This window comes from Murinocardiopsis flavida (assembly GCF_003014485.1).
Lineage (GTDB): Bacteria > Actinomycetota > Actinomycetes > Streptosporangiales > Streptosporangiaceae > Murinocardiopsis > Murinocardiopsis flavida.
Genome location: NZ_PYGA01000002.1, coordinates 40,021 through 64,562, shown reverse-complemented (window position 1 = coordinate 64,562; position 24,542 = coordinate 40,021). Strand labels below are relative to the sequence as shown.

General features: G+C 74.6%; 20 protein-coding genes. 13 read left to right on the top strand and 7 right to left on the bottom strand.

What is annotated here, in order from left to right; genetic code table 11:
• Window positions 1-2: 2 nt before the first annotated feature.
• Window positions 3-542 (bottom strand): tripartite tricarboxylate transporter TctB family protein, encoded by a 540-nt coding sequence (locus CLV63_RS02990; RefSeq protein ID WP_106581323.1) that lies wholly within the window; start codon window positions 540-542, stop codon window positions 3-5.
• The gene (locus tag CLV63_RS02985; protein ID WP_106581322.1) at window positions 539-1,531 is read right to left on the bottom strand and encodes a Bug family tripartite tricarboxylate transporter substrate binding protein; all 993 of its coding nucleotides are present in this window, start codon (window positions 1,529-1,531) and stop codon (window positions 539-541) included. The genes CLV63_RS02990 and CLV63_RS02985 overlap by 4 nt, the downstream gene beginning before the upstream one ends.
• A 234-nt stretch (window positions 1,532-1,765) precedes the next feature.
• Here CLV63_RS02985 and CLV63_RS02980 point away from each other — a divergent pair, with 234 nt between their 5' ends.
• Together CLV63_RS02980 and CLV63_RS02975 are read left to right on the top strand one after the other, a co-directional pair.
• On the top strand, window positions 1,766-3,418 hold the full coding sequence (locus CLV63_RS02980; RefSeq protein WP_245928537.1) for a sensor histidine kinase: 1,653 nt from the start codon (window positions 1,766-1,768) through the stop codon (window positions 3,416-3,418).
• Entirely contained in the window at window positions 3,415-4,119 is a 705-nt protein-coding gene (locus tag CLV63_RS02975) for a response regulator (RefSeq protein WP_106581320.1), read from the top strand. Before CLV63_RS02980 ends, CLV63_RS02975 begins: the two co-directional genes overlap by 4 nt.
• A 33-nt stretch (window positions 4,120-4,152) precedes the next feature.
• Here CLV63_RS02975 and CLV63_RS02970 read toward each other — a convergent pair whose 3' ends face one another.
• Entirely contained in the window at window positions 4,153-4,644 is a 492-nt protein-coding gene (locus CLV63_RS02970) for an SRPBCC family protein (RefSeq protein WP_106581319.1), read from the bottom strand.
• A 163-nt stretch (window positions 4,645-4,807) separates the two neighbouring features.
• A complete protein-coding gene (locus CLV63_RS02965) occupies window positions 4,808-5,185 on the bottom strand; it encodes a hypothetical protein (RefSeq protein ID WP_106581318.1) in 378 nt (125 codons plus the stop codon).
• A 339-nt stretch (window positions 5,186-5,524) separates the two neighbouring features.
• Here CLV63_RS02965 and CLV63_RS02960 point away from each other — a divergent pair, with 339 nt between their 5' ends.
• From CLV63_RS02960 to CLV63_RS02950, 3 genes are all read left to right on the top strand, one after another.
• Window positions 5,525-6,472 (top strand): LysR family transcriptional regulator, encoded by a 948-nt coding sequence (locus CLV63_RS02960; RefSeq protein ID WP_106581317.1) that lies wholly within the window; start codon window positions 5,525-5,527, stop codon window positions 6,470-6,472.
• Between the two features lie 98 nt (window positions 6,473-6,570).
• The gene (locus CLV63_RS02955) at window positions 6,571-7,728 is read left to right on the top strand and encodes an NAD-dependent formate dehydrogenase (RefSeq protein ID WP_106581316.1); all 1,158 of its coding nucleotides are present in this window, start codon (window positions 6,571-6,573) and stop codon (window positions 7,726-7,728) included.
• Window positions 7,729-8,057: 329 nt separating this feature from the next.
• The gene (locus CLV63_RS02950) at window positions 8,058-8,273 is read left to right on the top strand and encodes a hypothetical protein (RefSeq protein WP_394339735.1); all 216 of its coding nucleotides are present in this window, start codon (window positions 8,058-8,060) and stop codon (window positions 8,271-8,273) included.
• A gap of 66 nt (window positions 8,274-8,339) precedes the next feature.
• Here CLV63_RS02950 and CLV63_RS02945 read toward each other — a convergent pair whose 3' ends face one another.
• Window positions 8,340-9,119: an enoyl-CoA hydratase/isomerase family protein gene (locus tag CLV63_RS02945; RefSeq protein ID WP_106581314.1), complete on the bottom strand. Its 780-nt coding sequence runs from the start codon at window positions 9,117-9,119 to the stop codon at window positions 8,340-8,342.
• Window positions 9,120-9,354: 235 nt separating this feature from the next.
• On the opposite strand from CLV63_RS02945, the gene CLV63_RS02940 reads away from it, so the two are divergent.
• The gene (locus tag CLV63_RS02940; protein WP_211301124.1) at window positions 9,355-9,786 is read left to right on the top strand and encodes a GNAT family N-acetyltransferase; all 432 of its coding nucleotides are present in this window, start codon (window positions 9,355-9,357) and stop codon (window positions 9,784-9,786) included.
• A 94-nt stretch (window positions 9,787-9,880) separates the two neighbouring features.
• A complete protein-coding gene (locus tag CLV63_RS02935; protein WP_106581313.1) occupies window positions 9,881-11,629 on the top strand; it encodes a cation:proton antiporter in 1,749 nt (582 codons plus the stop codon).
• A gap of 104 nt (window positions 11,630-11,733) precedes the next feature.
• Here the strand turns inward: CLV63_RS02935 and CLV63_RS02930 are convergent, their stop codons facing one another.
• Window positions 11,734-12,414 (bottom strand): class I SAM-dependent methyltransferase, encoded by a 681-nt coding sequence (locus tag CLV63_RS02930; protein WP_106581312.1) that lies wholly within the window; start codon window positions 12,412-12,414, stop codon window positions 11,734-11,736.
• Window positions 12,415-12,790: 376 nt separating this feature from the next.
• Here CLV63_RS02930 and CLV63_RS02925 point away from each other — a divergent pair, with 376 nt between their 5' ends.
• The 6 genes from CLV63_RS02925 (at window position 12,791) to CLV63_RS33420 (ending at window position 23,512) form a co-directional block, all read left to right on the top strand.
• Window positions 12,791-15,259 carry a TOMM precursor leader peptide-binding protein gene (locus CLV63_RS02925; RefSeq protein WP_106581311.1) on the top strand — a complete coding sequence of 823 codons (2,469 nt, stop codon included), beginning with the start codon at window positions 12,791-12,793 and terminating at the stop codon, window positions 15,257-15,259.
• Window positions 15,256-17,454: a TOMM precursor leader peptide-binding protein gene (locus CLV63_RS02920; RefSeq protein WP_106581310.1), complete on the top strand. Its 2,199-nt coding sequence runs from the start codon at window positions 15,256-15,258 to the stop codon at window positions 17,452-17,454. Before CLV63_RS02925 ends, CLV63_RS02920 begins: the two co-directional genes overlap by 4 nt.
• Window positions 17,455-17,468: 14 nt before the next feature.
• Window positions 17,469-19,253: a nitroreductase family protein gene (locus tag CLV63_RS02915; RefSeq protein ID WP_146165505.1), complete on the top strand. Its 1,785-nt coding sequence runs from the start codon at window positions 17,469-17,471 to the stop codon at window positions 19,251-19,253.
• An 85-nt stretch (window positions 19,254-19,338) separates the two neighbouring features.
• Entirely contained in the window at window positions 19,339-22,065 is a 2,727-nt protein-coding gene (locus tag CLV63_RS02910; protein ID WP_106581308.1) for a lantibiotic dehydratase, read from the top strand.
• 47 nt (window positions 22,066-22,112) lie between these two features.
• The gene (locus CLV63_RS02905; RefSeq protein ID WP_170134135.1) at window positions 22,113-23,228 is read left to right on the top strand and encodes a lantibiotic dehydratase C-terminal domain-containing protein; all 1,116 of its coding nucleotides are present in this window, start codon (window positions 22,113-22,115) and stop codon (window positions 23,226-23,228) included.
• A gap of 137 nt (window positions 23,229-23,365) precedes the next feature.
• On the top strand, window positions 23,366-23,512 hold the full coding sequence (locus CLV63_RS33420) for a hypothetical protein (protein ID WP_170134134.1): 147 nt from the start codon (window positions 23,366-23,368) through the stop codon (window positions 23,510-23,512).
• 140 nt (window positions 23,513-23,652) lie between these two features.
• On the opposite strand, the gene CLV63_RS02900 is transcribed toward CLV63_RS33420, so the two are convergent.
• The gene (locus tag CLV63_RS02900; protein WP_106581306.1) at window positions 23,653-24,378 is read right to left on the bottom strand and encodes an HAD-IA family hydrolase; all 726 of its coding nucleotides are present in this window, start codon (window positions 24,376-24,378) and stop codon (window positions 23,653-23,655) included.
• Between the last annotated feature and the right edge of the window lie 164 nt (window positions 24,379-24,542).

Sequence of the window (24,542 nt, the reverse complement as noted above, 5' to 3'; positions counted from 1 at the left end):
CGTCACACCCCCGATGCGAACGGTCCGGCCGGCAGCCAGATGCCGAGCGCGCTGAACAGCAGGTAGCTGCCGGTGGACATGGCGAAGGCGATCAGCGGGTCGCGGATCCAGTGCCTGCTGCCCAGGGCGAAGGCGGCGCCCCAGAACAGCAGGGCGCCGGAGATGATCCAGCCGGCGACGTCGAGCAGCACCACGTTGGTCAGGAACGCCCCCGCCAGTAGGGCGAGCGTGCGCCAGTCGCTGGGCGCGTCGGGGTCGACGTCCTCGCTGTCCTCTGGCGCGCCGCGGCCGCCGCGCAGCACGTCGACCGTGAGCAGCGTGGCGACGGCGATCAGCAGGATCCCCACCGCGGTGGGCACCGCGGCGGGGCCGACGGGGCCGCGCTGGGTGAAGTCCGAGCCGAGGGAGGCCGCGTCGTAGAGGACGACAGCGGCGAGCAGGTAGAGGAACGCGCACACGCCGAGTTCGGCGCGCCCGCGCAGGGTCCGGTGCGACGACCGGCCCGGCGCGGGGGCGGCGGGGGGAGCCCCGGCGTCGCTCATGCGAGCCCCAGGTCGGTCAGGACGGAGTCGACGCGGTCGGTCTCCTCGCCGAGGAAGGTGCCGAACTCCTTGCCGGGGAGGTAGGCGTCGGTCCAGCGGTTGGTCTTCAGCGTGTCCTTCCACTCCTTGCTGTCGTGCAGTTCCTGGACCAGGTCGGTCAGCTCCTGCTGCTCGGCCTTGTCGAGCCCGGGGGGTGCGACGAGGCCGCGCCAGTTGACGAAGTCCACGTCGAGCCCCTCCTCCTTGAGGGTGGGCGCGTCGAGCCCCTTGACCGGCTCCGCGCTCGTGACGGCGAGGACGCGCAGCTCACCGGATTCGATCTGGTCGACGAACTCCGACGCGCCCGATACGCCGAAGGAGACCTGCTCGCCGAGGACGGCGGCGAGCAGCTCCCCTCCGCCGTCGTAGGGGACGTAGTTGACGTCCTTGGGTTCGATGCCGGCCGCCTCGGCGGTCAGCATCGGAGCGAGGTGGTCGGGCCCGCCGGGCGACGAGCCGCCGCCCACCGGCACCTTGCCGGGGTCGGCCTTCCAGTCCTTGACGAGCTCGCCGATGGTGTCGTACTTGGAGCCCTTGGGGACGACGATCACGTCCGGCTCCTCGGTCAGCCGCGCGATCGGGGTCGTCTGGTCGAGCGTGGCCTTGGACTTGTTGGTGAAGGAGGCGCCCACGACGCCGAGGCCCATGCTCATGAGCAGTTTGCCGTTGCCCTTTTCGCTGACGGTGCGCCCGAGGCCCACGGTGCCGCCGGCGCCGGGCAGGTTGAACACCTCGACGTTGCGGGCGAGCTTCGAGTCCTCCAGGGCGCGCGACGCGCTGCGCGCGGTGATGTCGTACCCGCCGCCGGGCGTGTTGGGCACCATGATGCGCAGTCCGGATACGGGGGCGCCGCCTGCGGAGGGGCCGCCCTGCGGGCCGCACCCGGTGAGGGCGGTCGTGGCGACGAGCACTGCGGCGCAGGCGGTGAGCAGACGGGGTGGCGTGCGCATGGTCGTCCTTCGTCCGTGGGGCGGGCCGGGAGCCCCGCGTCACCAGGGTCCCGGGGGGTGCCGCCATCCTCGATGTTCATGTGCTGTGCATCACGTTTTCGGACGCAGTGAACCTTTCGGACATTGTGGTCATAACAAGAGCGTTGACGATCGCTCCCAGGCCTGCCGCCGCGGGGCCGCCCATGTGACGATCGCCCTATGGGATATGCCTGGCGGCGCAGGAGGGCGGGGGCAGTGGTGCCGCCGTGGCACCACTGGCCGCTGGCGACCCAGTTCCTCGGGTTCCAGCTCGCCATCATGGTGGTGGTCCTCGCCGCCGTGGCCGCCCTGTCGATCCAGCAGGCGCAGCGCCGGTTCGAGGACGCCGAGGGGCGCCGGCTCCAGTCGATCGCCGAGAGCATGGCCGCCCTGCCCGCGGTCCGCTACGCACTCGATCGCCGCCTGGTGTCGCCGCTGAGCAGCACGGCCGCCAACACCCGCGACGTCAGCGGACTGACCCAGATCTCCGTCGCCGACGAGGGCGGCCTGATCCTGACCTCGCACGACCCCGACGACCTCGGGCGGCGGATGCCCATGGGCACCAGCACCGCGCTCACCGGGCGCTCCTGGATCGGGCACTCGGTGTCGGAGCCGTGGGAGCCGGGCGAGTACCGCCCGGCGCTCAGCGCCCACGTGCCCGTCTTCAACGACCTGGGGGAGCAGGTCGGGATCATCGCCGTCCGCGAGGACTACCCGTACTGGTGGGTCAACCTCGACGCCGTCGCGCCCTACCTGCTCGGCTACCTGGGGATCGCGGGCGGGCTGGGCGCGATCGGCTCGCTGCTGCTGGCCCGCCGGGTCAAACGCCAGACGATGGGCATGGAGCCGCGGCAGATCGCCGCGACAGTGCAGCAGCGCGAGGCCATGCTGCACGGGGTCAAGGAGGGCGTCCTCGGACTGGACCTCGACAACCGGGTCACCCTGGCGAACCGGCAGGCCGTCGCCCTGCTCGGGCTGCCGCCCGACTGCCTCGGCCGCCGCCTCGCCGACCTGGGGCTCGACGCCCCGCTGCACGACGTCCTCGCCGGCGGCGGGGAGGGCGAGGAGCAGGTGGTGCTGCTGCCCGACCGGGTCCTGACCCTCAACCGGATGCCCATGACCACCGGCGGCGCCCGCATCGGCTCGGTGGCGACCCTGCGCGACCGCACCGAGCTGGTGCAGCTCCGCCGGGAACTGGACGTCACCCGGCACACCACAGACGCGCTCCGCGCCCAGACCCACGAGTTCGACAACCGCATGCACACCATCAGCGGGCTGATCGCGCTCCGCGAGTTCGACGAGGCGGCGACCTACATCGCCAGGACCGTCGTCGCGCGCGAGCGCCTCAGCGGCGAGATCACCGGGGCGGTGGCCGACCACGCGCTCGCCGCCCTGTTCATCGCGAAGGCCGCGACGGCGGCGGAACGGGGGGTCGCGTTCGTCGTCCACCCCGAGACCCGCATCGGCGAGATCGACCCGGAACTCTCCGTCGACCTCGTCACCATCGCGGGCAACCTGATCGACAACGCCTTCGACGCGCTGCGGCCGGGCGGCGGCGGCACCGTCACCGTGCGCGCGGAGCACGACGCCGACGACGTCGTCCTGTCCGTCGGCGACGACGGCCCGGGCGTCAGCGAGGACCTGGCCGGGGCGATCTTCCAACTGGGCTTCAGCACGAAGGCGGCGCCGGGCGCCGACCCGCGCGGGCTCGGCCTCGCCATCGTCCGGCTGATCTGCCGCCGCCGGAACGGCTCGGTGGCGGTGCGCAGCAGCGGCGGGGCGCTGTTCACCGCGCGGCTGCCCGCGGCCGGCCCCGCCGCGCGCGAAGCCGGCGCGGACCTCGAGGCCAGGGAGGCGGCCGACCGATGAACGACATCCGGGTGCTGGTCGTCGACGACGACTTCATGGTGGCCCGCGTGAACCAGGGCCTGGTCGACCAGGCCGGCGGGTACACGGTGGTCGGCCAGGCGTACAACGGCGAGAGCGCGCTGCGCGTCGCCGAGCGGCTGCGCCCTGACCTGGTCCTGCTGGACATCTACCTGCCCGACATCTCCGGCCTGGAGGTCCTGCGCCGCTTCCGCGGGCTCCCCGGCGCGGCGGTCGACGTGATCGCCGTGACCGCGTCGCGCGACGCCGAGACGATCCGCGCGGCGATGCGCGGCGGTGTCGTGCACTACCTGATCAAGCCGTTCACCCCCGAGGCGCTGTGGGAGCGGCTGACCCTCTACCGGCAGGCGCACCGGCGCCTGTCGAGCACCGTGCAGTTCGGCCAGTCCGACGTCGACCGGGTGTTCGGGGTGGGCCGCGGCACGGAGGCGCTGCCCAAGGGGCTCACCGCCCGCACCTGCCAGGTCATCGAGGAGATCCTGCGCGCGGCGGACGGCGAGCTGTCGGCGTCGCAGTGCGCCGCGGAGGTGGGCCTCTCCCGGGTGAGCGCCCGCCGCTACCTGGAGTACCTGGTGGACCGGGGCAAGGCCGAGGTGCGCCCCCGCTACGGCGCCACCGGCCGCCCGGAGCGCCTCTACCGCTGGACCCGCCCCGGACCCGGTCCCGCCGCCGCGGGCGGCTGACGCGCCGCGGGCGGCCCCGCCCGCGGCGGCGGGTCACCCGGCGTGCATGTCCCGGTGCTCGGCGGCGAGGATCCCGTTGATGTGGTCCTCGAGCCGCGTGATGCTCGCGGCGCTGGCCGCGGCGGTGTCGCGCCGCAGCGCCTCGGGGTCGTGCCCGAGGCCGCGCAGGCGATCGGCGTTGTCGAGGTGGGAGGCGCGGGAGTAGCGGGTGCGGCCGTCGGCGTCCTCCTCGAAGGCGTAGACGAGGTAGGCGTCGAGGTTCTCCTCGTGGAGCACGACGCGCGACGGCCGCACGTGCTCCACCACCCGCCAGCTGAGGGTGAAGTGCTGCCCGTTGACCTCGCCGGTCTCCTGGACGAGGTCGCCCAGCAGGTAGGGGCGCTCGGTGACGCCGCCGACACCGGTGCTGCTGACGTGCCACTCCTTCCACCAGCGCCCCTGGGTCAGCAGGTCGAAGACCTTGTCGGGCGGGCCGTCGAGGACGGCTCGGGTGACGTCGTCGGGCACGGTCTCGGGCACGGGCATTCCCACTCCATTCGCCGGCTGCGGCACACCCTACTCCGGCCGCGGAGCGCCCCCGGGTCCCGGCCCTGGCGCTTGGCCGGGGCGCGGGTGCGGGTGCGGCCCGCCGGGACCCGGCGGGCGGCGACGGGCGCCGTGCGCGGGGCCCGCCCCGCGGTGCGAAGGGTCAGCGGCGTGAGCGGACCCGGCGGAGCACCGCGAGCGCGGCGGCTCCGCCGAGCGCTCCGGCGAGGATCCGGCCGCGGTTGCGGCGGACGGCCTGCGCCGCCCGGACGACCTTCACCCAGACCGGTTGGGGGATGCGCTCTTCGGCCGCCCGCAGCGCCTGGCCGGTCTTGTCCTGGGTCTGGGCCTTGACCTGGGTGGCCGTCTCCTTCGCCTGCCCTTTCAGGGCGGTGGCCCGGTCCTGGACGCGGGACCGCACGTCCGCCTTTTCCGTGGCCGCCTCGGCGGCCCGTCCCACGTCCTTGCGTGCTCCCGCCGCGCGTTTGCGCAGCTCGGCGGGCTTTGGGGTGGTCCCGCTGGTCTTCGGTTCGTCGGTCATCTCTGTGCTTCCTGACTGTGCTTTCCGGCTGATCGCGGCCACGAGGGTCGTGGCGCGTGTCGGCGGCCCGCCGCGGCGCCCGGAGGGGGCGCCGTGCGGCCGGTCGCGGTTCCGCAGCCGACAGGGGCGCGGCGACGGAGGGGGCGGACGGCAAGGGCGCGTCTGCACACGCGATGCGTGCCCGGTTCCCCCGCGCTACCCGGGCGCGCGGCGTCCATGCGACGGCGTGCCGCGCGGCAGGTGGGCGGGCGTGGTCCCGGTCCGCCGTGCCGGAGAGCCGCCCCCGGGTCCCGTCCCGGGCGCCTGGACGGGCGGGGGAGTGGTGCGCCATCCTGGACCGTGCTGCTGCGCCAGTTGGAGTACCTGGTAGCGCTCGTCAGGGAGCGCCATTTCGCACGGGCCGCCGACGCGTGCCACGTGTCCCAGCCGTCCCTGTCGGCGGGCATCCGCAAGCTCGAACGGGAACTGGGCGTGCCCATCGTGCGGCGGGGCCGCCGCTTCGAGGGCCTCACCCCCGAAGGCGAGCGCGTCCTGCTGTGGGCGCACCGCATCCTCGCCGAGGCCGACGCCCTGCGCGCCGACCTCGCGGCCATGCGCGGCAGCCTGGCCGGTGTCCTGCGGGTCGGCGCCATCCCCACGGCGCTCACGGCCGCCTCGCTGCTCACGGCGCCGTTCTGCGAGCGCCACCCGCACGCCAGGGTGATGCTGGAGTCGCTGTCCTCACGCGAGATCTCCCGCCGCCTCGCCGAGTTCGAGCTCGACGCGGCCATGACCTACGTCGACGACGAGGAGCTGAGCGGCGTCCGGGCCACCCCGCTCTACGACGAGCGCTACCTGCTGCTCACGCCCAACGACGGGGCGCTGGCCCACCGCGCCTCCGTGGGCTGGGCCGAGGTCGCCGCGGTGCCGCTGTGCCTCCTCGCCCCGCACATGCGCAACCGCCGCATCCTCGACGGCTTCTTCGGCGCGGCCGGGGCGACGGTGGTCCCCGCCATCGAGACCGACACCGTGTCCGCGCTCTACGCCCACGTGGCCACGCGGCAGTGGTCGAGCGTCATCTCCCACGCCTGGCTGCACATGTTCGGCGTGCCCGCGGGGATGCGCGTGGTGCGCCTGGCGGACCCGCCCTGGTTCCCGCAGATCGGGCTGGTGATCTCCGACCGCAGGCCGGAGCCGATCCTCGCGGGCGCGCTGCTCTCGGTGGCCGGAGAGGTCGACGTGCGCGGCGAGCTGGAGCGCCTGCTGTACGGCTACCTGGCGCGCCCCGGCGAGAACGGGCCCCGATAGGTGCCGGCTATCGCGCCATAGGAGCTTTCGCTTTGACGCCCGGCTCCGCCGCGGAGGAGTCTCAAGTCACATCACCCACCCGAACTGGGAGTCCTGTCATGGCGAAGGTCCTGTGTGTGCTCTATGACGACCCGATCGGCGGCCACCCCGCGTCCTACCCCCGCGACACCATCCCGACGATCAGCGGCTACCCGGGCGGCCAGACCGCCCCCACGCCGCAGGGCATCGACTTCACCCCCGGCGAGATGCTCGGCAGCGTCTCCGGCGAGCTGGGGCTCCGCCGGTTCCTGGAGGAGCGCGGCCATACCCTCGTGGTGACCTCCGACAAGGAGGGCCCCGACTCCGTGTTCGACCGGGAGCTGCCCGACGCGGACATCGTGATCTCGCAGCCGTTCTGGCCCGCCTACCTCACAGCGGAGCGCATGGAGCGCGCCGCGAACCTCAAGCTCGTGGTCACCGCCGGGATCGGATCGGACCACACCGACCTGTCGGCCGCCATCGGCAAGGGCGTCTCGGTCGCCGAGGTGACCTACTCCAACAGCATCAGCGTCGCCGAGCACGTCGTCATGATGATCCTGTCGCTGGTGCGCAACTACCTTCCGTCCAACCAGGTGGCGCGCGAGGGCGGCTGGGCCATCGCCGACTGCTCCCAGCGCGCCTACGACGTCGAGGGGATGCAGGTCGGCACGGTCGCGGCCGGCCGGATCGGGCTCGCCGTCCTGCGCCGCATGCACCCCTTCGACGTCGGGCTGCACTACTTCGACCGGCACCGGCTGCCCGCCGAGGTCGAGCGGGAGCTCAACCTCACCTTCCACGGGAGCGTGGCGTCGATGGTCGGGGTGTGCGACGTCGTGACCATCAACTGCCCGCTGCACCCCGAGACGGAGAACCTGTTCGACGAGCGGCTGATCGCGTCGATGAAGCGCGGCGCCTACATCGTCAACACCGCGCGCGGCAAGATCGTGGACCGCGACGCGATCGTGCGGGCGCTGGAGAGCGGCCATCTGGCGGGGTACGCGGGCGACGTCTGGTACCCGCAGCCGGCACCGGCCGACCACCCGTGGCGCACCATGCCGAACCACGGCATGACCCCGCACACGTCCGGGACGACGCTGTCGGCGCAGGCGCGCTACGCGGCGGGGACCAGGGAGATCCTGGAGGCGTTCTTCGACGGGACGCCGATCCGCGAGGAGTACCTGATCGTGGACGGCGGCAAGCTCGCCGGAGCAGGGGCCCACTCCTACAGCGCGAAGTAGCCGCCGGGTGGGGGAGCCGCCCCCCACCGGGCCCGCGAAGGCCGCCCGCGACTCCCGCGGGCGGCCTTCGCCATGCCGTGCCGTGTAGTACCACCGTGCCGCGCCGAGCCGTCGGTGGGACGCGCGGCGCCCCCGTCCGGTCGGCGGCCGCTCGGGGGACTCGGAGGCGGTGGCGGCGGATCCGGCCGCCGTGCCCCGCTGCGGTGCCGCGGTCTTCGGACGGGCCATGGAACTTGTTTGCGTTACCGATTGTTTATTTTTAACTACACAGGGTTATGAGTGGGGTCGACGTCCCCCGGACGTCCGCCGAGAGCGTCCGAGCGCCATCGGTGCTGATCACGACGACAAGTGATGAGGAATTCATGCGCACTGCCGCGAAGATCGCCGCGACCGCCGCCATCGCCGCCACCCTGTTCGGACTCGGGCAGGGCTCCGCCTCCGCGACCGACGACGAGGCCTTCCAGGCCTGTGTCAACGAACAGGGCGGTCTGATCAACCTGGACCTGGACCTGCTCAGCCAGTGCCTTGCGAACAACAACGGCTGACATCGCCTGATCCCGCGCCGACGCCCCGGACCGGCTCAGCCCGGCCGGGGCGCCGGCGCGTTCCGATCAGGAGCGGCCGTAGGGGAAGACCGGGGTCCTGCGCTCGACGAAGGCGGCGATGCCCTCGGCGCTCTCGCCGGAGGAGGCCGACAGGGACTGCCAGTGGCGCGCCCGCTCGTCAAGGGGGGCGTCCCGCGCCGCCAGGTCGACGAGCTCCTTCGACGCCTCGACGGTCAGCCGGGAGCGCGCGGCGATCGTCGCGGTGAGGGATTCGACGCGGTCGCGGGCGTTCGGGACGACCTCGTCCACCAGGCGCAATTCCCGGGCCCGGTCGGCGCCGACGATCTCCCCGGAGAACAGCAGGAGCTTCGCCGCCGAGGCGCCGACGACCTCGGTGAGCCGGCGCACGCTCGACTGCGGGTAGACGATGCCGAGTTTCGCGGGCGTGATGCCGAACAGGGCCGCGGGCGTGGCGATGCGGATGTCGCAGGCCGCGGCGAGCTGGCAGCCCCCGCCGACGCAGTGGCCGTCGATCAGCGCGATCGTCGGCAGCGGGCAGCTCAGCAGCGCGTGCTCCGCTGCGACCGACGCGTCCTCGCCGGATCCGTTGCCGCTGATGGCGCCCAGTTCGGTGATGTCGGCCCCGGCGCAGAAGGTCGTGCCGGCCCCGGTGAGCACCACGGAGCGGACGGCGCCTGCCGCGTCGATCCCGTCCAGCACCTCGGGGATCCGCCGCCACATGGCGGCGCCCATCGCGTTGCGCTTCCGGGGGTTGTCGATCGTGATCCAGGCCGTGTGACCGACGATCGCCACACCGATCCGCCCGGCGCCGCCGTCGTCCGCCATCAGGTTCCCCCTTCGTCGCCGACCCGTGCGCGGATCAGGGTATCCGGGCGCCTCGCCGCCGAGGCGCCCGCGGCCCCACCCCGCCCGTGCCGGGGCACGGCGGCGACGGCGGCCGCGGCGCGGGGACGGCCGAGCGGACCCGCCGCCGCGGGTCGACGGCGGGCGGCCTGGCCAACGCGGGGTACCGGTATAAGGTCGGCGGGTCACATCGGCAGCACGTCGGGAAGCCGCATAATTGATCATCGCGCAGGAGACGTCATTCGACGAGGCCGAGCTGTCCGCGCTGTACGGCTCGGTGGGCTGGGAGGTCTGGACGCGCGACACCACCAGGGTCCGCCGCGCCCTGGCCAACTCGCACACCGTCCTCACCGCGAGGGACGACAACGGACGGCTCCTCGGCCTGGGGCGGACCGTGTCCGATGACGAGTTCGTCTGCTACGTCCAGGAACTGCTGGTCACCGCCGACGCCCAGGGCCAGGGGATCGGCCGCCGCCTGCTCGACCGGCTCAAGGACCGCTACGCCCACTGCCGGTACTTCATCCTGAGCACGGACCACCCGTCCACACCGGACGGGGCGGCGAACCACGCGTTCTACCGGAGGCTCGGCCTGATCGAGCACCACGAGCAGGGATTGTCGGCCTTCGGGCGCCCGATCCCCGGCCCCTGATCCCCGGCCCCTGATCCCTGGCGCCCCTGTCCGATCGGCCGTCCGGCGCGTGGCGGTCCGGTCGTCGGGGCGGGGGCGTGCGGACAATCGGTGTGTGCATCTGACGCTGATTCTGGTTTCGGGCGTGGTCAGCCTGGTGGTGGTCGCGGCCTTCGCCGAGCGGCTGGGGTTGGCCGCGCCACTGCTCCTGGTGGTGGTGGGCGCAGGGATGGGCTTCGTCCCCGGCATGCCCGCCGTCCAGGTCGACCCGGAATGGATCCTCGCCGGGATCCTTCCGCCGCTGCTGTACGCCACGGCGATCACCATGCCCGCGAACGACTTCCGCCGGAACATCAGGGCGATCAGCGGGCTCGCCGTACTGCTGGTCGTGGCTACCACCCTCATCAGCGGGCTACTCCTGCACACCCTCGTGCCAGGGCTGGACTGGCCGGTGGCGTTCGCCGTGGGCGCGGTCATCAGCCCCACCGACGCGGTCGCGGCGACCTCGGTCGGCCGCCGCCTGGGCCTGCCGTCGCGGCTGCTGACGCTGCTGGAGGGCGAAGGGCTCGTCAACGACGCCTCGGCGCTGGTGCTGCTGCGCGCGGCGATCGCCGCCATGGCCGCGAGCGTGTCGATCTGGGACATCACGCTGGAGTTCGTGTACTCGGTGGTCCTGGCGTCAGTGATCGGCGCGGTCCTCGGCCAGGTGAACGTGCGCCTGCGGGCCCTGCTCGACGACCCCGTCCTGAATACCGCGATCGCGCTGGTGGTCCCCTTCATGGCCTACCTGCCCGCCGAGGAGCTGGGCGCATCCGGGGTCCTGGCCGTGGTGGTCACCGGGGTGCTGACCGGGCACCACGGGCCGCGGTTCCTCGGCGCCGCCGACCGCCTCGCCGAGTCGACCAACTGGCGGACGCTCGCGTTCCTGCTGGAGGGCACGGTCTTCCTGACCATGGGGTTAGCGCTCAAACCGCTCATCGACCAGGTCGAGGCCGAACACCTGAGCCTCGGAGACAGCCTGCTGATCGGCTTGGCGGCCGCGGTCCTCGTCGTCGTGGTCCGTATCGCGTTCACCGCACCCCTGGTCGCGATGCTGCACCTCGGCGAGCGGCGCGCCGCCGGGGCGCGGCCCCGGCTGCACCGGCTCCAGGAAGGGCTGGACAACGGGGCCTTCGACGAGCGGTTGTCCGATCACCGGAAGCAGCGCGTCCAGCAGCGCCTGACGCGGGCGGCGGCCGACGTGCAGTTCCAGGTCTCCCAGGGCCTGGGCTGGCGCAGCGGCGCGGTGCTGGCGTGGGCGGGGATGCGCGGCGCGATCACCGTCGCGGCGGCGCAGACCCTGCCGGACGACACCCCCTACCGGCCCCAACTCATCCTGATCGCGTTCGTCGTCGCCGCGACGACCCTGCTGGTGCAGGGCCTGACACTGCCCACCGTCATCGCCGCGGCAAAGGTCCCCGGGGACGACGCCGCCCGGCTGCGCCGCGACTACGAGCGGCTGCTGACCGAGATGTCGCGCAGCGGGCAGGACGCGCTGACATCGGAGACGCGCAACGCGGCGGACGAGGGGCGCCCGGTGGACGACGGCGTCCTGGAGCGGGTCCGCGCCGACAGTTCGATCCGCGACCGCACGATATCCGCGGAGTCGGCGGACGACCTTCCCGAGGAGGAGACCGCCTCGGCCGACGCGCGCGAGCAGTACCGGTCACTGCGCCTGCGGGTCATCGACGCCCAGCGCGGCACACTGTGGGCCGCCCGATCGGACGGCACCTACGACTCCGCCATCCTGGAACGGGTCCAGCACGCACTCGACCGTGAGGAACTCTCCCTGCAACCGCTCGGCGGCGACCTCGACCGCGACTGACAGCGACTGACAGCGACTGGCCGCTGAAACGGTGGTCCACCGGCGTGGACGAGCCTCGGCCATCGGGGGCGGAGCTCAGGTGGGGGCGGCGGTCAGGGTGGCGGTCAGCCGGGCTTGCGCGCCCTGACAGCGAGCACGGCCGGGGTGGGGCTGTCGCCTTCGCCGAACCGTTCGAGCGCCAGACCGGCGGCCGTGAAGGCGTTCAGCAGTTCGGGCAGCGGCCGGTGCGTGGAGCCGATCTTCGCGCGCACGCCCTTGTCGGTCCAGGACGACTTCGTCCAGTGGCCGTCGAGGTACCCGGGGCGGATGACCACCGCCTCGCGGTCGGAACGGTCGGCGAAGCCGCCGCAGAAGCACGGGTGCACGCCGATGTGCACCAGCACCCCGCCGGGCCGGAGGACGCGCGCCGCCTCGGCCACCACCGCGGGGTAGTCGGGCATGTCGGTGTGGACCATCATCGCGAGAACGGCGGGGACGGAGCCGGTGCGGATCGGCAGCCGCACCGCGTCGGCCTGCGCGGCGGTCAGCCGCCCCCGGGCGTGCCGCAGCATCTCACCGGAGAGTTCCACACCGAGGGGGTACCAGCCCTGCGTGCGGACCTGGGCGGCGTGGAAGCCGGTGCCGCAGCCGACCTCCAGGCACACGCCGCTTCCCTCGCCGAGCATGGTGCGCAGGAGCCCGCGGAGGTCCAAGGGGTCGCCGTCCGGGGTACCGGATTTCAAGCCGGCGAGCAGCTCCTCCTCGTACCAGTCGGCGATCGCGTCGTACGCCGCATTCGTCGCCATGGGCCCGACCCACCCCTCATTACCGCTCGACCCGCCCCGGCCGGGGACCGCCGTGCCCAGGATCTCCCCGGTTCCGCGCCGGCCGACCCCGTTTTCACCCTGGGCGCAACCCGCTCCGCGGATCCGGCGCCGCAAGGAGCCGACAGCCCGCCGGCGACCGGGAGGGTCCGGTCCCGCACGATCGCCGCGGGACGCCGCGGGACGCGGGCACCGCGAGCGGACCCGGTCGCCGAACGGACCGGAAAGGGCACCACCGGCCGAGTCGCCGGCGTGGCGCGCCGTTCGGGGTCCGCGCGGAGCGGCCGTGGTCGCAGGCCGTTCACGTACCGTGGGCGCGCTGTATCCGATGGTTGCGGAGTTCCCTATACTCTGCCGAATGCGGAGCCAGACAGGCGGGGCCGAGTCCCCGTCCGACAGCGGTTTCACCGGCTTCCGGCCGCGGTTGCGGCACGATGCGCTGTTCGCCGACAACGGCGACGGCGCACTGCTGCACCACCCCGAAGGGCGCTTCCTCATCAAGGGCGCCGGGGCGTACGGGCTGGTGCGCGCGATCGCCCCGTACCTCGACGGCAGCGCCACCGTCGGGGAGCTCTGCGCCGAGCTGCCCGAGGCGCAGCGGGCGTCCGTCATGCGCGTCCTCGCGTCACTGGCCGACCGCGGCTTCGTGCGCGACTCCCGTCCCGGACCCGACACCGCGCTGCCCGACGCCGTCAGGCGGCGCTTCGCCGACCAGATCGGCTACATCGAGCATTACGCCGACGGCGGCGCGGCCCGGTTCGCGCGCTTCCGTTCCGCGCGGGTCCTCGTGGCGGGGTCCGGCGAGGTCGACCGCGCGGTCGCGCTGGGCCTGCTCCGCAACGGCATCGCGGCCGTGCACGTGGCCGACACCGGCCCGTCCGGCACCGCGTGGGCCGCAGCGGACGCCGAGGCCGCCGAACTGCGCTCCGCCGGGTGCCCCGCCGAGGTCCGCCGGGTCGACCTCACCGCCCCCGATGCGCTGGCCGGAGTCCTCTCCGGCGGCCCGCCCCGGCCCGCCGCGCCGACCGCCCCGCCCTCGGACCACGGGGTGGACGGTGTGCCGCCTGTTCCGCCCACGGGCCATGAGGCGGAGGGCGCGCCCGCCCCGCCCACTGCGGACTGGGACTTCGTCGTGCTCTCACCTGGCGAAGGACGTACGGCCGCCCTCTGGCGCCACCTGGCCGGTCGCCGCGCCGACGACGGCCCGGTGGCGATCCCGATGGCGGTGATCGGCGGCCAAGCGGTCGTCGGGCCGATGACCGGTCCTGGTCGGCGGCCGTGCTGGTGCTGCGCAGTGCTCCGGATCGGCGCCGGGGCGGATCTCGGGGCAGGGGCGGCGCTCTGGCGCGAACTGGCCCTCCCGAGCGTCCCCGCGGCGGCGGCCCCACTGGATCCGAACGTCGCCGCCATGCTCGGCACGATGGTGGCCTTCGACGTCTTCCGCGAGCGCACGGGCGCCCTCGCGGCCGAGACCGACGGCGCCGTCGTGTGCCAAGACCTCGGCACGCTGGAGAGCACCCGGGAACCCCTGCTCCCGCACCCGCTGTGCCCGAGCTGCGGAACCCCGGCCGGGGGAGTCCCGGCGCCGCCGGTCACCGGTGCACCTGTTGCCACCGCCCCGCCGGTCGGCGCCGCCGCGGACCGGGTCGCCGACGGCGCCCGCCCGGCGGCGGAACCGCCGCAGGACCCTGCGCTCATGCCGCCGGACACCGCGGTCGCGTCACCGGACCCCGCGGCGGAACCGCAGGTCGCGGCGGCGGATCACGGTGCCCTGTTCGGCCCGCGCCTCGGGGTGTTCACCGGCTACGCCGACGCCGCGATGGCGCAGTCCCCGCTGAAGGCGGGCGCGGTGCGGATGCCGCTGCCCGTCCGCACTGGGCGGCAGCGCGTCATCACGGCGTTCGACGTCTCCACCGTTGCGGCCGCCCGCGGCCGCGCCGTCGGCGCCGCCGCCCTCTGCTACGCGGACGAGGTCGTGCGCACCCGCGACGCCGTGGCCGCCCGTTCACCCGCACCCCCGGTCGACGTCGTCCGCGTCGCCCCCGACCGGCTCGCGACGTGGAGCGGGCTGCCCGTCGACGCCGCCGACGCCGCCGAACAGCACTGGTTGCCGTCGACATCGATGGTGGACGGGGGTGTCCGCTGGCTGCCCGCCGCCGCCGTCCTCCCGTTCTCGGACTGCAACGACGCGGCGCTGTTCGAGCGGAGCGCCGCCGGTGCGGGCTCCGGCCCCGATCCCGCGCAGGCGGCGGCCGAGGGCCTGCTTTCGGCATTCGGCTACGAGGCGCTCCGCGCGGCGCTGCACCGCACCGCGCGGGTCGCCGAGATCCCCGCCGCCGCGCTCGGCGCCGCGGACGAGACCGTCTTCCTGCTGCGTACCGCCGAGAACCTGGGGTGCGCGCCGCTGCTGCTCGACCTGGCCGGAGGCGCTCCGGCCCACGTGGTCCTCGCGGTCGACCTCGCGGGCGACGGGCCGCCGCTGTGGACCTCCGGTGCCGGCCTGGACCGCCGCGCCGCCGCGACGGGTGCCCTGCGCGACCTGCTCGGGATCCGCCAGCTCGGCGGTGTCTCCGCCGCAACGGCGCACGAGGACGCAGCGGACGCAGCGGAGGGGGTCGACCTCGGCGGCCCGCTGCTGCCCGGCCTCGACCCGCGGGCCCTGCTCGCCGACGCCGATGGCCCGGCCCCGGAACGGCCCGCCACCGATCACGCCGCGCTGATCGCCGACCTGCGTGCACGGGGCGGCGACGCGTTCGCCGCCGACGTCACCCCCGTTGACCTCGGCGCCTGCGGCCTGCGCACCGTTCGCGTGGTCCGCACCCGATGACGGGCACCCCCGAACCGGGGACCGCACCCGGCGGTGCGGACGCGCCGCTCGACGGTGGCGCGCCGGGCCGGACGCCGCGCGGCGGCCCGGTGCCGGGCCGCGCGGGCGACCGCGCGCGCGTCGCCGAGCACCTGCGGGAACGCGCCGAGCGCGACCCGGCGTTCGCGGGTTTCCGGCTGGAGGTGGCCGTGCTCGGTGCAGCGGACGCGTTGGCGGCGGCCCCGGACGCGTCGGTCCCGACGCGGTGTCCGACTCCGACCCTGACGGCGACTGCGGCGTCGACTCCGCCCCCGACCCCGGCGCCCTCGGACGACGGGACGGGGCCCGGGCGCCGCGCGGTCCTGTCGGTGCACCTCGGCGAGCGCTCCGCCGTCGCGGCGGTGTTCCCCGACGCCGTGTGCCCCGAGGCGGAGTTCTCCGCCTCCGCATCCTCCGGGTCCGCGTCCCCTGCGTCCCCCGCAGACTCCGGTGCGCCGTGCCCCCACTGCCTCGCCGTGCGGTGGCAGAAGCTGCGGCCGAACCACCAGCGGACCGCCATGGAGCAAGGCGGCGGCCTGCACGCGATCGCCGCCGACCCGCTGCTCACCCCGTTCGCGCTCGACACCCTCGCCGACCTCGCCGCCGTCCTGGCGCGGCGTGCCGCGGCGTACCCGCGGGGCGGCGCGCTCCGTCCCGGGACACTCGCCGTCCACGAGCTGCGCACGGACACGCTGCGGGTCCGCGCCCACACGCTCATGGCCGACCCCGACTGCCCCCGCTGCGGCGCCGTCTCGGCCGCCGCCCCGCAGGATCCCGCCGACGGGGTCGCGTCCGTTCCCCGGCCCGCGCCGAAACCGCACCCCGACGTGTACCGCGCCCTCCCGGTGGCGGAGATGGCGTTGCCGCTGGACGCGCTCACCGGCCCACTGTGCGGCGTCCTCGGCACCGACGCCGACCCCGTCCTCGACAGCACCACCACGGCACCCGTCACCGGGCGCATCGCCGTGCGCGACGGCCCGGCGCTGCTCGACGTGCACTGGAGCGGGCACTCCGCCGTCCACGCGCACAGCACCCTGCTGGCCGTGTGCGAAGGGCTGGAGCGCTGCGCGGGCCTGCGGCACGCACCGGACCGTGTTGTCGCCTCCCACGCCGAACTCTCCGCACGCGGGACGCCCGCCGTCGATCCCGCTGTGTGCGGCGTCCTCGACGCCGCCGCACCGGCCCTTGCAGCGGGCTTCGCCGCCTACTCCCCGGCGGCGCGCATGCCGTGGGTCACCGGCCGCTCCCTGCGCGACCGCTCCCCGGTGCTGGTCCCCGAGCAGTTCGTGTCCTACACCGTGAACGACGGCTGGCCCCGCTTCGCGGCCGAGTCGTCGAGCGGCAGCGCCGCCGGCCGGACCCTGACCGAGGCCGTGCTGCACGCCCTCCTCGAACGGGTCGAGCGCGACGCGTTCCTGATCGCCTGGCACGCCCGCGCCCGGCTGCCCGAGATCGACGCCGCTGGGTGCGCCGACCCGGCGACCCGGCACATGATCGCGCGCCTCGGCCTCATCGGCTACGACGTGCGGTTCTTCGACACCCGCATCGACCTGCCCATCCCCGTGGTGACAGCGGTGGCCGTCCGCCGCGACGGCAGCGGCGACGGACTCGGGGCCGCGCTGGTCTCCGCCGGGGCGAGCCTCGACCCCCGGCAGGCGCTGCACACCGCACTGTTGGAAGTGGCCTCCAACCTGCCCGGCTTCGCCCGGCGCACCGCAGAGCGGCTGGCCGAGCTGCGCGCCATGGCGGCCGACTTCACCCGGGTGCGGGAGATGCGCGACCACTCGGCGCTGTTCGGCCTGCCGGAGATGGCGCCGCACCTCGAACCGCTCCTCGGCGCGCACCGCGCCGTGCCGATGGCGGAGCTGTACGGGCAGTGGGAACGCGACCGCCCGCGCGGCCTCGACCTCGCCGACGACCTGGGCTTCTGCCGCGATCTCCTCGCAGACCGCGGGTTCGACACGGTCGCCGTCGACCAGACGAGCCCCGAGCAGCGCCGCGTCGGCCTGCGCACCGCGAGAGTCCTGGTCCCGGGGATGGTGCCGATCGACTTCGGCTGGGACCGGCAGCGGGTCCTCGACATGCCGCGCACCCGCACCGCACTGTCCGACGCCGGGCGGCGCCACGCCCCCCTCGCCCGGTCCGACCTGCACCACGTTCCGCACCCGTTCATGTGAAGGGCGACGAGCCGATGAGCACCGTGGACGACTACCTGCGCGCGCTGGAGCACCGCGCGCGCGAACCGCTCGGCCCGCCCGGGTTCACGCCCGACTGGCGGGACCAGCCCCTGCGGCACAAGGTGTACCCGGGGATCGGCGCGCTCCCGTTCCCCCACGCCGACCCTCATCCCGAATCCCACACCGACCGGGACACCGGCCCCCGCACTGAATCCCGCACCGGCCCTCACGCCGACCCGGATGCCGACCCGAATGCCGCCGCGCCCGGGGCCGCCCGCGCACCGGCGGCCGACTTCGGCGCGGCCGTGTTCGGCCCGCCGCCCCCGCCCGGGGCCGCGCTCCCGCCGCACGGGCTCGCCGCGATGCTGTACCACTCGCACGGCCTACTGGACCGGCGGCTGCGGGTGACGCCCAACGCCGCCGCCGAGGGGATGGCGCGCTACGACGCCGCGGTGTGGTCGCGCGGCACGGCATCGGGCGGCGGGCTCTACCCGTGCGAGGTGTACTGGACGCCGGGCCCGGGCGGCCCCATGCTCCCCGGTGTCTACCACTACTCCGCGCCGCGCGCCGCGTTCCACCGGCTGCTCGCGGGCGACGTCACCGACCGGGTGCGGGCCGCGCTCCCCGACGCCGACGCCGGCGCGGACGCCGCCGGGTTCCTGCTGGTCACCGTCAAGTTCTGGAAGAACACCTACAAGTACGCCGACTTCGGCTACCACGTGGTGACCATGGACGTCGGCTGCCTGCTGGAGACGTGGCGGTTGTGGCTGCGCGCGCACGGCGCGGAATCGGCCCCCTCGCTGTGGTTCGACGAGGAGGCGCTGAACCGGCTGCTCGGCCTGGCCACGCGGGAGGAGTCCGTCATGGCGGTCCTCCCGCTCGGCTCCGGCGACGCCGCGGGCACCCCGCTCGGCGGGCGCCCGCCGAACGGGGCGGCTCGTCCGGCGGGCCCGCGGCCCCCCGCGCCCGCCGTGGCGGCGGCCGAGCACGAGCGGTCCCGGACGGTGACCCGGTTCGACACGGTCGAGCGCGTCCACGAGGCGACCCTCGCGGGTGCGCGGGTCCCCCCGGGGCCCGAGGCGTACGCCGCGGCGGCGGCGCGCACCGCCGGGCCCGCGGGGGACGGCGGCGGCAGCGTCGCCCTGCCCCCGGTGCAGCGCGACCGGCTCGGAGCGGCGCTGCCCGGGCTCCTGCGGACGCGGCGGTCCGCGTTCGGGACGTTCGCCGCGGCGCCGCCGGTCCCCGCCGCGGCGCTGGGCACCGTGCTGGCCTGCGCCGCCCGCGCCAGGGGCGCGGCCGAGGCGGCGCCGGACGGCGCCGCGGGGCCCGGCCTGGTCCGCCTCGCCGTCCTCGCCCAGCACGTGTCCGACGTCGCGCCCGGCGTCTACGACTACGCGGACCGTGCCGACCTTGCCAGCAGTGCCGACCGCGCCGGCCGCACCGACCACGCGCTGCACCCCGCAGCGCCCGCGCGCGGCGTCCAGGACCTCTACACGCTCGACAATTACGACCTGGACCGGGCCGCCGCGGTGATCGCGGTCGTGGCGCGGCCCCGCGCCGCAGCGGCGGCGCTCGGCCCGCGCGGCTACCGGCTGGTCAACGCAGAAGCGGGGATGGCGGCGCAGAACTGCTACCTGGCGGCCGCGGCACTCGGCCTCGGCTGCGGCGCGGCGCTCGCCTTCGACCCTCTCGGGCTGGCCGACCGGTTCGGCCTGGGGCCCGACGAGTCGCCACTGCTGCTGCTCATGGTCGGCAACGAGCGCCGCGACCGCGCCGACGTCGCAAGCGGACTCCGATGAGCCGCGCGCACCGAAACGGGGCAACGGAAGGCCGACCGCGCCGAGACGGGCGGCGCGGCGAGCCGGGCCCGACGAGTGGAACGAGGTGGAGATCGAGGTGGGTGTGGAATCCATGAGCGAGGCGGCAGCGGTGCCGACCGCGTCGGCCGACGGCATGCGGTGGACGTTGTCACCGTTCTTCCTGGTCCGGGTCGGCGGGTTGGCCGAAGAGGACGTGGCACCGCTGCGCAGCCCCCTGCTGGCGGACTGGGCCGGACGGGTCCTGGACCTGGAGGGCGACCTGGACGCGCTGGCCGGACCGGTGTGCGACGCGCTCGCCGACGCGGTCGGCGGCACCGACGACCCCGCCCGCAGGCGGGCACTGCTGAAGATCCGCCGCGACGTGCACAACCGGCGCCTGCCGGGGGCGGCGATGCCGCCGTCCACCCCGGACGGCGTCGCCCGCTGGGTCGCGCTGCGGCGCGACTACCAGGACGCGCTGGACGAGGGCGGCGGGCTGCTCGACGCGGCACTGGAGCACTGCCGCGCACGGCTGCGGCAGGTCGCGGGGGGCGAGACGCTGCGGCGCGGCCTCCAGGTCGGCTCGCCGGTGCTGGAGCGGGAGCTCGACCGCTACCTCTCCGCCGCAGGCAACGGCGGGAAGAAGGCGCGCAAGGTCGAACGCTCCCTGCTCGCCTACATCCTGCGCACCGCCTACAAGACCAGCCCGTTCAGCAGCCTCACCACGGTGGCGCTGGGCCGGTTCGACGCGGCCGCCGACGGCGGCGCGCCCGGCGCCGTCCACCACGACAACGGGGACGGCACGCGCGGCACGGCGCGGTTCAACCTGGCCGCGTTCCCGCCGCTCGCCGCCGCCATCGAAGGGGCGCCGGCGCTGCGCCGCGACCTGCCGGTGGAGCTGAGCGCCGGGTGCCGGACCGAGGAGCGCCGCGTCCGCTACGTCCGGCGCACCTACCAGCCGCCGGAGAACAGGTGGCAGACAGTAGCCGGCTACCTGGACGAGAACGTGTTCACGCTGCCGCGCACCCCACTGCTGGACGAGGTGGTCGCCGAGGCCGTCGCGCACGGCCCGCTGCCGCTGTCGGACCTCGCCGCCCGGATCCACGCCGCCGACCCGGCCGCGCGCCCCGCGGACCAGGTCGAGGAGTACCTGGGGCGGCTCCTGGTCCTCGGCCTGCTCACGGCGCCCGTGCTGCGCGTCGACCCGCACCACGGCGACCCCTTCGCCGACCTCGCCGCCCGGATCGCCGCACTGGACGCCCCGTGGACCGCGGAGTTCGCGGGGCACCTCGACCGGATCGCCGAACGCGCCGCCGCGCTGCCCGCCGCGGCGACCGGCGACCGTCGCGCGATCCTGGCCGGGGTGCGCTCCGGGGTGGACGACGCGGCGCGCCACATCGGGCTCGCTGACCCCGACCCGCCGAACGCCCTGGTCTACGAGGACGTGGCGCACACCGGTGGGCCCCGCGCCGCTCCCGGCGCGTGGGAGGACGCGCTGATGCCCGACCTGTGCGCGCTCGCGGGCATCATGCCGCTGTTCGACGACCTGCTGCCCGAACGCCTGGCCACCCGCACCTACCTGCGGCACCGGCGCGGACCCGGCGGCACCCACGACGACGTGGTGCGGTTCGCGCACGAGTTCAACGAGGACTACCTGCACCTGTTCCTGGCCACCGGCGGCGGCGCCGCGGCCCTCGCCGAGGACTCCGGCGGCGGCGACCGGTTCCGCCCGCCGGAGTTCGACGCGCTCCGCGCGGCCCGCGCCGAACTGAGCGCCCGCGTGCAGGCCGCGTACGACCGGCTGCCGCCCGGAGCGCCGGAGCTCGCCCTCGACGGCGACACACTGGCGGACGTCGCGTCCCTGCTGCCCCCGCACCTGGTTGAGCGGACCTCGGTGTCGCTGTTCCTCCAGCACGCGCCCTCGGCCGGCGGGCACGTGCTGAACACCGCGCACACCGGGTGGGGCGGGCAGATCGCCCGGTTCGCCCACGACTTCGCGCCCGAGGAGGCCGAGGAGCTGCGCGCCGGGATGGCGGCGCACCTGGCGTCCATGGCGCCCGAAGGCACCGTGTTCGCGTCGCTGTCCAACGGCTACGACGCCTCGAACCTGAGCCTGTACCCGGCGCTGACACCCTACGAACTGGTCTGCCCCGGCGACGTGGGGTTCCGCGAACCGGATGCCCAGATCCCGGTCGGCGACCTGCGGATCGTCGACGACGAGGCGAGCGGCCGGCTCCGGCTGGTCTCGCGGCGGCTCGGCGCGACCGTGGTCCCGGTGTACTCCGGCGCGCTGATCCCCAAGTCGCTGTCGCGGGTCAAGCGGGTGCTGCTCGCGTTCTCCGACACCTGCATGGGGACCCCGGACCTGTGGTCGGGGGTGCGCGGCGAGCGCCCCGCGGGGGACATGGCGCACCGCCCCCGGCTCCGGCACGGGGGCGTCGTCCTGCACCGCGCGCGCTGGCGCACCGGCGCCGACGGCCTGCCGCACCGGGCGGACTCCGCCGATGACGTCGACTTCCACCTGCGGTGGCGGCGCATGGCGGCCAACGCGGGGCTGCCGCGGCGGATGTTCGTCCGCCAGGAGAACGCCGGTGCCACGCACGCCGCCCGCAAGCCCCGCTACATCGACCTCGACAACCCGCTGTCCCTCGCGGCGGCCGACGACGCGCTCACACCGGGGCGCACCCAGGTGCTGACGGAGATGCTGCCCGACACCGGCGACATGGGGTGGACCTCGCACGCGGGGCGGCACGTCAGCGAGACCGTCGTGGAGATCAACGGAACCCGCACGACAGAGGGGAGCCCGCAGTGAACCCGGACCCCGCAGTGAATCCGGACCCAGTGAAACCGGAGCCCGCAGTGACCCCTGACCCAGCGCACCAGGACCCGGTGACGCCCGCCCCAACGAACCCGGACCCGGTGGCGGACGCGATCGTGCCGCTCAACGCCGACCCGGTCGACACGGCCACCCTCCGGGAGGGCGACTGGCTGGCCGCGCACATCTACTACACGGGGGAGCGCACCCCGATCCTGCAACACTGCACCGGCCCGGTGGTGCGCGACCTGCGGGAACGAGGGCTGATCAGCGACTGGTACTTCCTGCGGCACTGGCTGGAGGGCAAGCACCTGCGGCTGCGGGTCAGGCCGACGTCCCTCGCGGCGCTGCCGCAGGTCCAGGACGCGCTGGAGACCGCCGTGGCGGCGTTCCTCACCGAGCGGCCCTCCGTGTACGAGGAGCGGTTCGACATCGCCGAGGAGCGCTACCGGGAGCGGTTCCTGCTGGAGTTCTCCGAGGAGCAGTGGCGTGCGCGCTACGGCGCGGCCGAGCGGATGCCGCGCCGCGAGAACAACACCGTGGAGTTCATGGAGTACGTGCCCGAGGCGCGGCGCTACGGCGGCCCGGAGGGCGTGCGCATCGCCGAGGAGCACTTCGTGTTCAGCAGCGACACGGTGCAGGAACTCGCCGACACCCAGAACCTGCACGTCCGCACGGTCATGCTCGGGGCGCTCACCCAGCTCATGGCCGTAACGGCGCTGGCCTTCTTCGACCGGCCGGACCGGTGCGCGGCGTTCTTCGACGACTACGTGCGCCATTGGGACTCGTGGTTCGTCGGCCGCCACAACGACTACGAGGACGCCTACGCGCGGATGTCGGACTCGCTGCGCGACCGGGTGCGGCTGCTGCACGGCGCGGTCCGCGACGGCGGGGCGCACCGGCTGCCGGGGTATGTGGGCGCCTGGCTGGACCACTGCGTGGCGCTGCGCGCCCGGTTGACGGGCGCGCTAGAGCGCGGCGAACTGGACTTCGCGGTGGGCCCGCTCGGCCCGGCCGACGCGGAGGGTGTGTTCGCCACGCTGCTGCGGTCCTACCTGCACCTGACGGCGAACCGGCTGGGGGCGTCGGTCGACAGCGAGGTGTACCTGAGTTATGTGCTGGGCAAGGCGCTGCGCGAAGAGCTGGTCACCGCGCCGTGAACCGGTCGTTTGTCGGAAACCCCCGCGGGGCCGTAATACTGCGGACAAATTTAACGGGAACATTATGTCGTCGGCCGAGTGCTTTTTGTTAATGTGACCCGGTCCGATCAGAGCCATCCCCCCGCTAGGAGGCCGCAATGCGCCTACAGGAACTGGACATGCTCGCGACCAGCACCTTTGAGATCGTCGACATCGAGGAGCCGGAAAAGGTGATCGCGAGCTGCACGGCGAGCGGCCCGAGCTGCCTCGGAAACTGCCCGCAGGATGACCCCGGCGCTTTCTGAGCAGGCCTGTGAACTGCGGCCCGCCGCCCCCTTCCCGTGGGCGGCGGGCCGTCCGCATTTCCGGGCCGTCCGCGTTCCCGGGATACCGGGGCGGCCGCCTCTCTGCTCGCCGGCACCGGGGCGTCGGTTCAGTGCGCCGCTCAGTTCCCCGCGACGGCGCGGGCGAGGCCGCCCAGCGTCGTGAAGTGCAGGTCGGGGGAGCGGACCGCCGCGGGTGCGGGGGTGGCGCCGGTCCCGGCCAGCCCGCTGCGGCGCTCGATCCAGCAGGTGCGGTAGCCGAGGCGGGCGGCGACCCCGATGTCGTGGTACTGGCTCTGCGCCACGTGCAGGGTGTCGGCCAGGCCGTGGCCGTGGACGCTCTGGCGGCCGCGGCAGTACGCGAACATCTGCGGATCGGGCTTGTTGACCCCGACGTCCTCGGCCGTGACCATGTCGTCGAACGGGTTGTCGGAGGGGCCGCCGAGCGTGGCGGCCATGTGCGCGGCGGCCCAGCGGTCGGCGTTGGTCAGGGCGACCAGGCGGAAGCGCCGCCCGAGCGCCGCCAGCGCCTCGGCGGAGTCGGGGAACGCCGGCCAGCGCGGGATCGACGCGCGTAGGGCGGCGGCCTCCCCGTTGCCGGACGGCAGGCCGAGTTCCGTGGCCATGCGCAGGTAGACGGGCTCCAGCATCTGGGTGAACGGCAGGTGCGGGGTGCGGCGCTGCTGGACGCCCTCCGCCCGGCCGAACGCGTCGAGGAGGGCCGCGTCGCCGACGTCGGCCATTGCCGTGGGGGCGATCGTGCGGACGGCGTCGCCGATGCCGCGCTCGAAGTCGATCAGGGTGCCGACGACGTCGAAGGTCAGCAACCGGATGCCGGTGACGTCCATGGGTGCCTTTCGCTCGCTGCGGGAGGGCCGTGCGGTCCGGCACGGGCTCGCGAGTTCAAGTATACCAACCAGTATGGTTACATTTGGGGTGGGGCGGCTCCGAAGTGCGGTGTCCGCGCCCTCCCCGGTCCCGCCGCGGCGCATCCGCCCGGCGGAGGACGGCG

What these genes read in the sequence shown, in the direction of transcription:
- CLV63_RS02990 (WP_106581323.1), bottom strand. Translation starts at nt 542, where the DNA reads ATGAGCGACGCCGGGGCTCCCCCCGCCGCCCCCGCGCCGGGCCGGTCG.
- CLV63_RS02985 (WP_106581322.1), bottom strand. Translation starts at nt 1,531, where the DNA reads ATGCGCACGCCACCCCGTCTGCTCACCGCCTGCGCCGCAGTGCTCGTC.
- CLV63_RS02975 (WP_106581320.1), top strand. Translation starts at nt 3,415, where the DNA reads ATGAACGACATCCGGGTGCTGGTCGTCGACGACGACTTCATGGTGGCC.
- CLV63_RS02970 (WP_106581319.1), bottom strand. Translation starts at nt 4,644, where the DNA reads ATGCCCGTGCCCGAGACCGTGCCCGACGACGTCACCCGAGCCGTCCTC.
- CLV63_RS02965 (WP_106581318.1), bottom strand. Translation starts at nt 5,185, where the DNA reads ATGACCGACGAACCGAAGACCAGCGGGACCACCCCAAAGCCCGCCGAG.
- CLV63_RS02955 (WP_106581316.1), top strand. Translation starts at nt 6,571, where the DNA reads ATGGCGAAGGTCCTGTGTGTGCTCTATGACGACCCGATCGGCGGCCAC.
- CLV63_RS02945 (WP_106581314.1), bottom strand. Translation starts at nt 9,119, where the DNA reads ATGGCGGACGACGGCGGCGCCGGGCGGATCGGTGTGGCGATCGTCGGT.
- CLV63_RS02930 (WP_106581312.1), bottom strand. Translation starts at nt 12,414, where the DNA reads ATGGCGACGAATGCGGCGTACGACGCGATCGCCGACTGGTACGAGGAG.
- CLV63_RS02925 (WP_106581311.1), top strand. Translation starts at nt 12,791, where the DNA reads ATGCGGAGCCAGACAGGCGGGGCCGAGTCCCCGTCCGACAGCGGTTTC.
- CLV63_RS02920 (WP_106581310.1), top strand. Translation starts at nt 15,256, where the DNA reads ATGACGGGCACCCCCGAACCGGGGACCGCACCCGGCGGTGCGGACGCG.
- CLV63_RS02915 (WP_146165505.1), top strand. Translation starts at nt 17,469, where the DNA reads ATGAGCACCGTGGACGACTACCTGCGCGCGCTGGAGCACCGCGCGCGC.
- CLV63_RS33420 (WP_170134134.1), top strand. Translation starts at nt 23,366, where the DNA reads ATGCGCCTACAGGAACTGGACATGCTCGCGACCAGCACCTTTGAGATC.
- CLV63_RS02900 (WP_106581306.1), bottom strand. Translation starts at nt 24,378, where the DNA reads ATGGACGTCACCGGCATCCGGTTGCTGACCTTCGACGTCGTCGGCACC.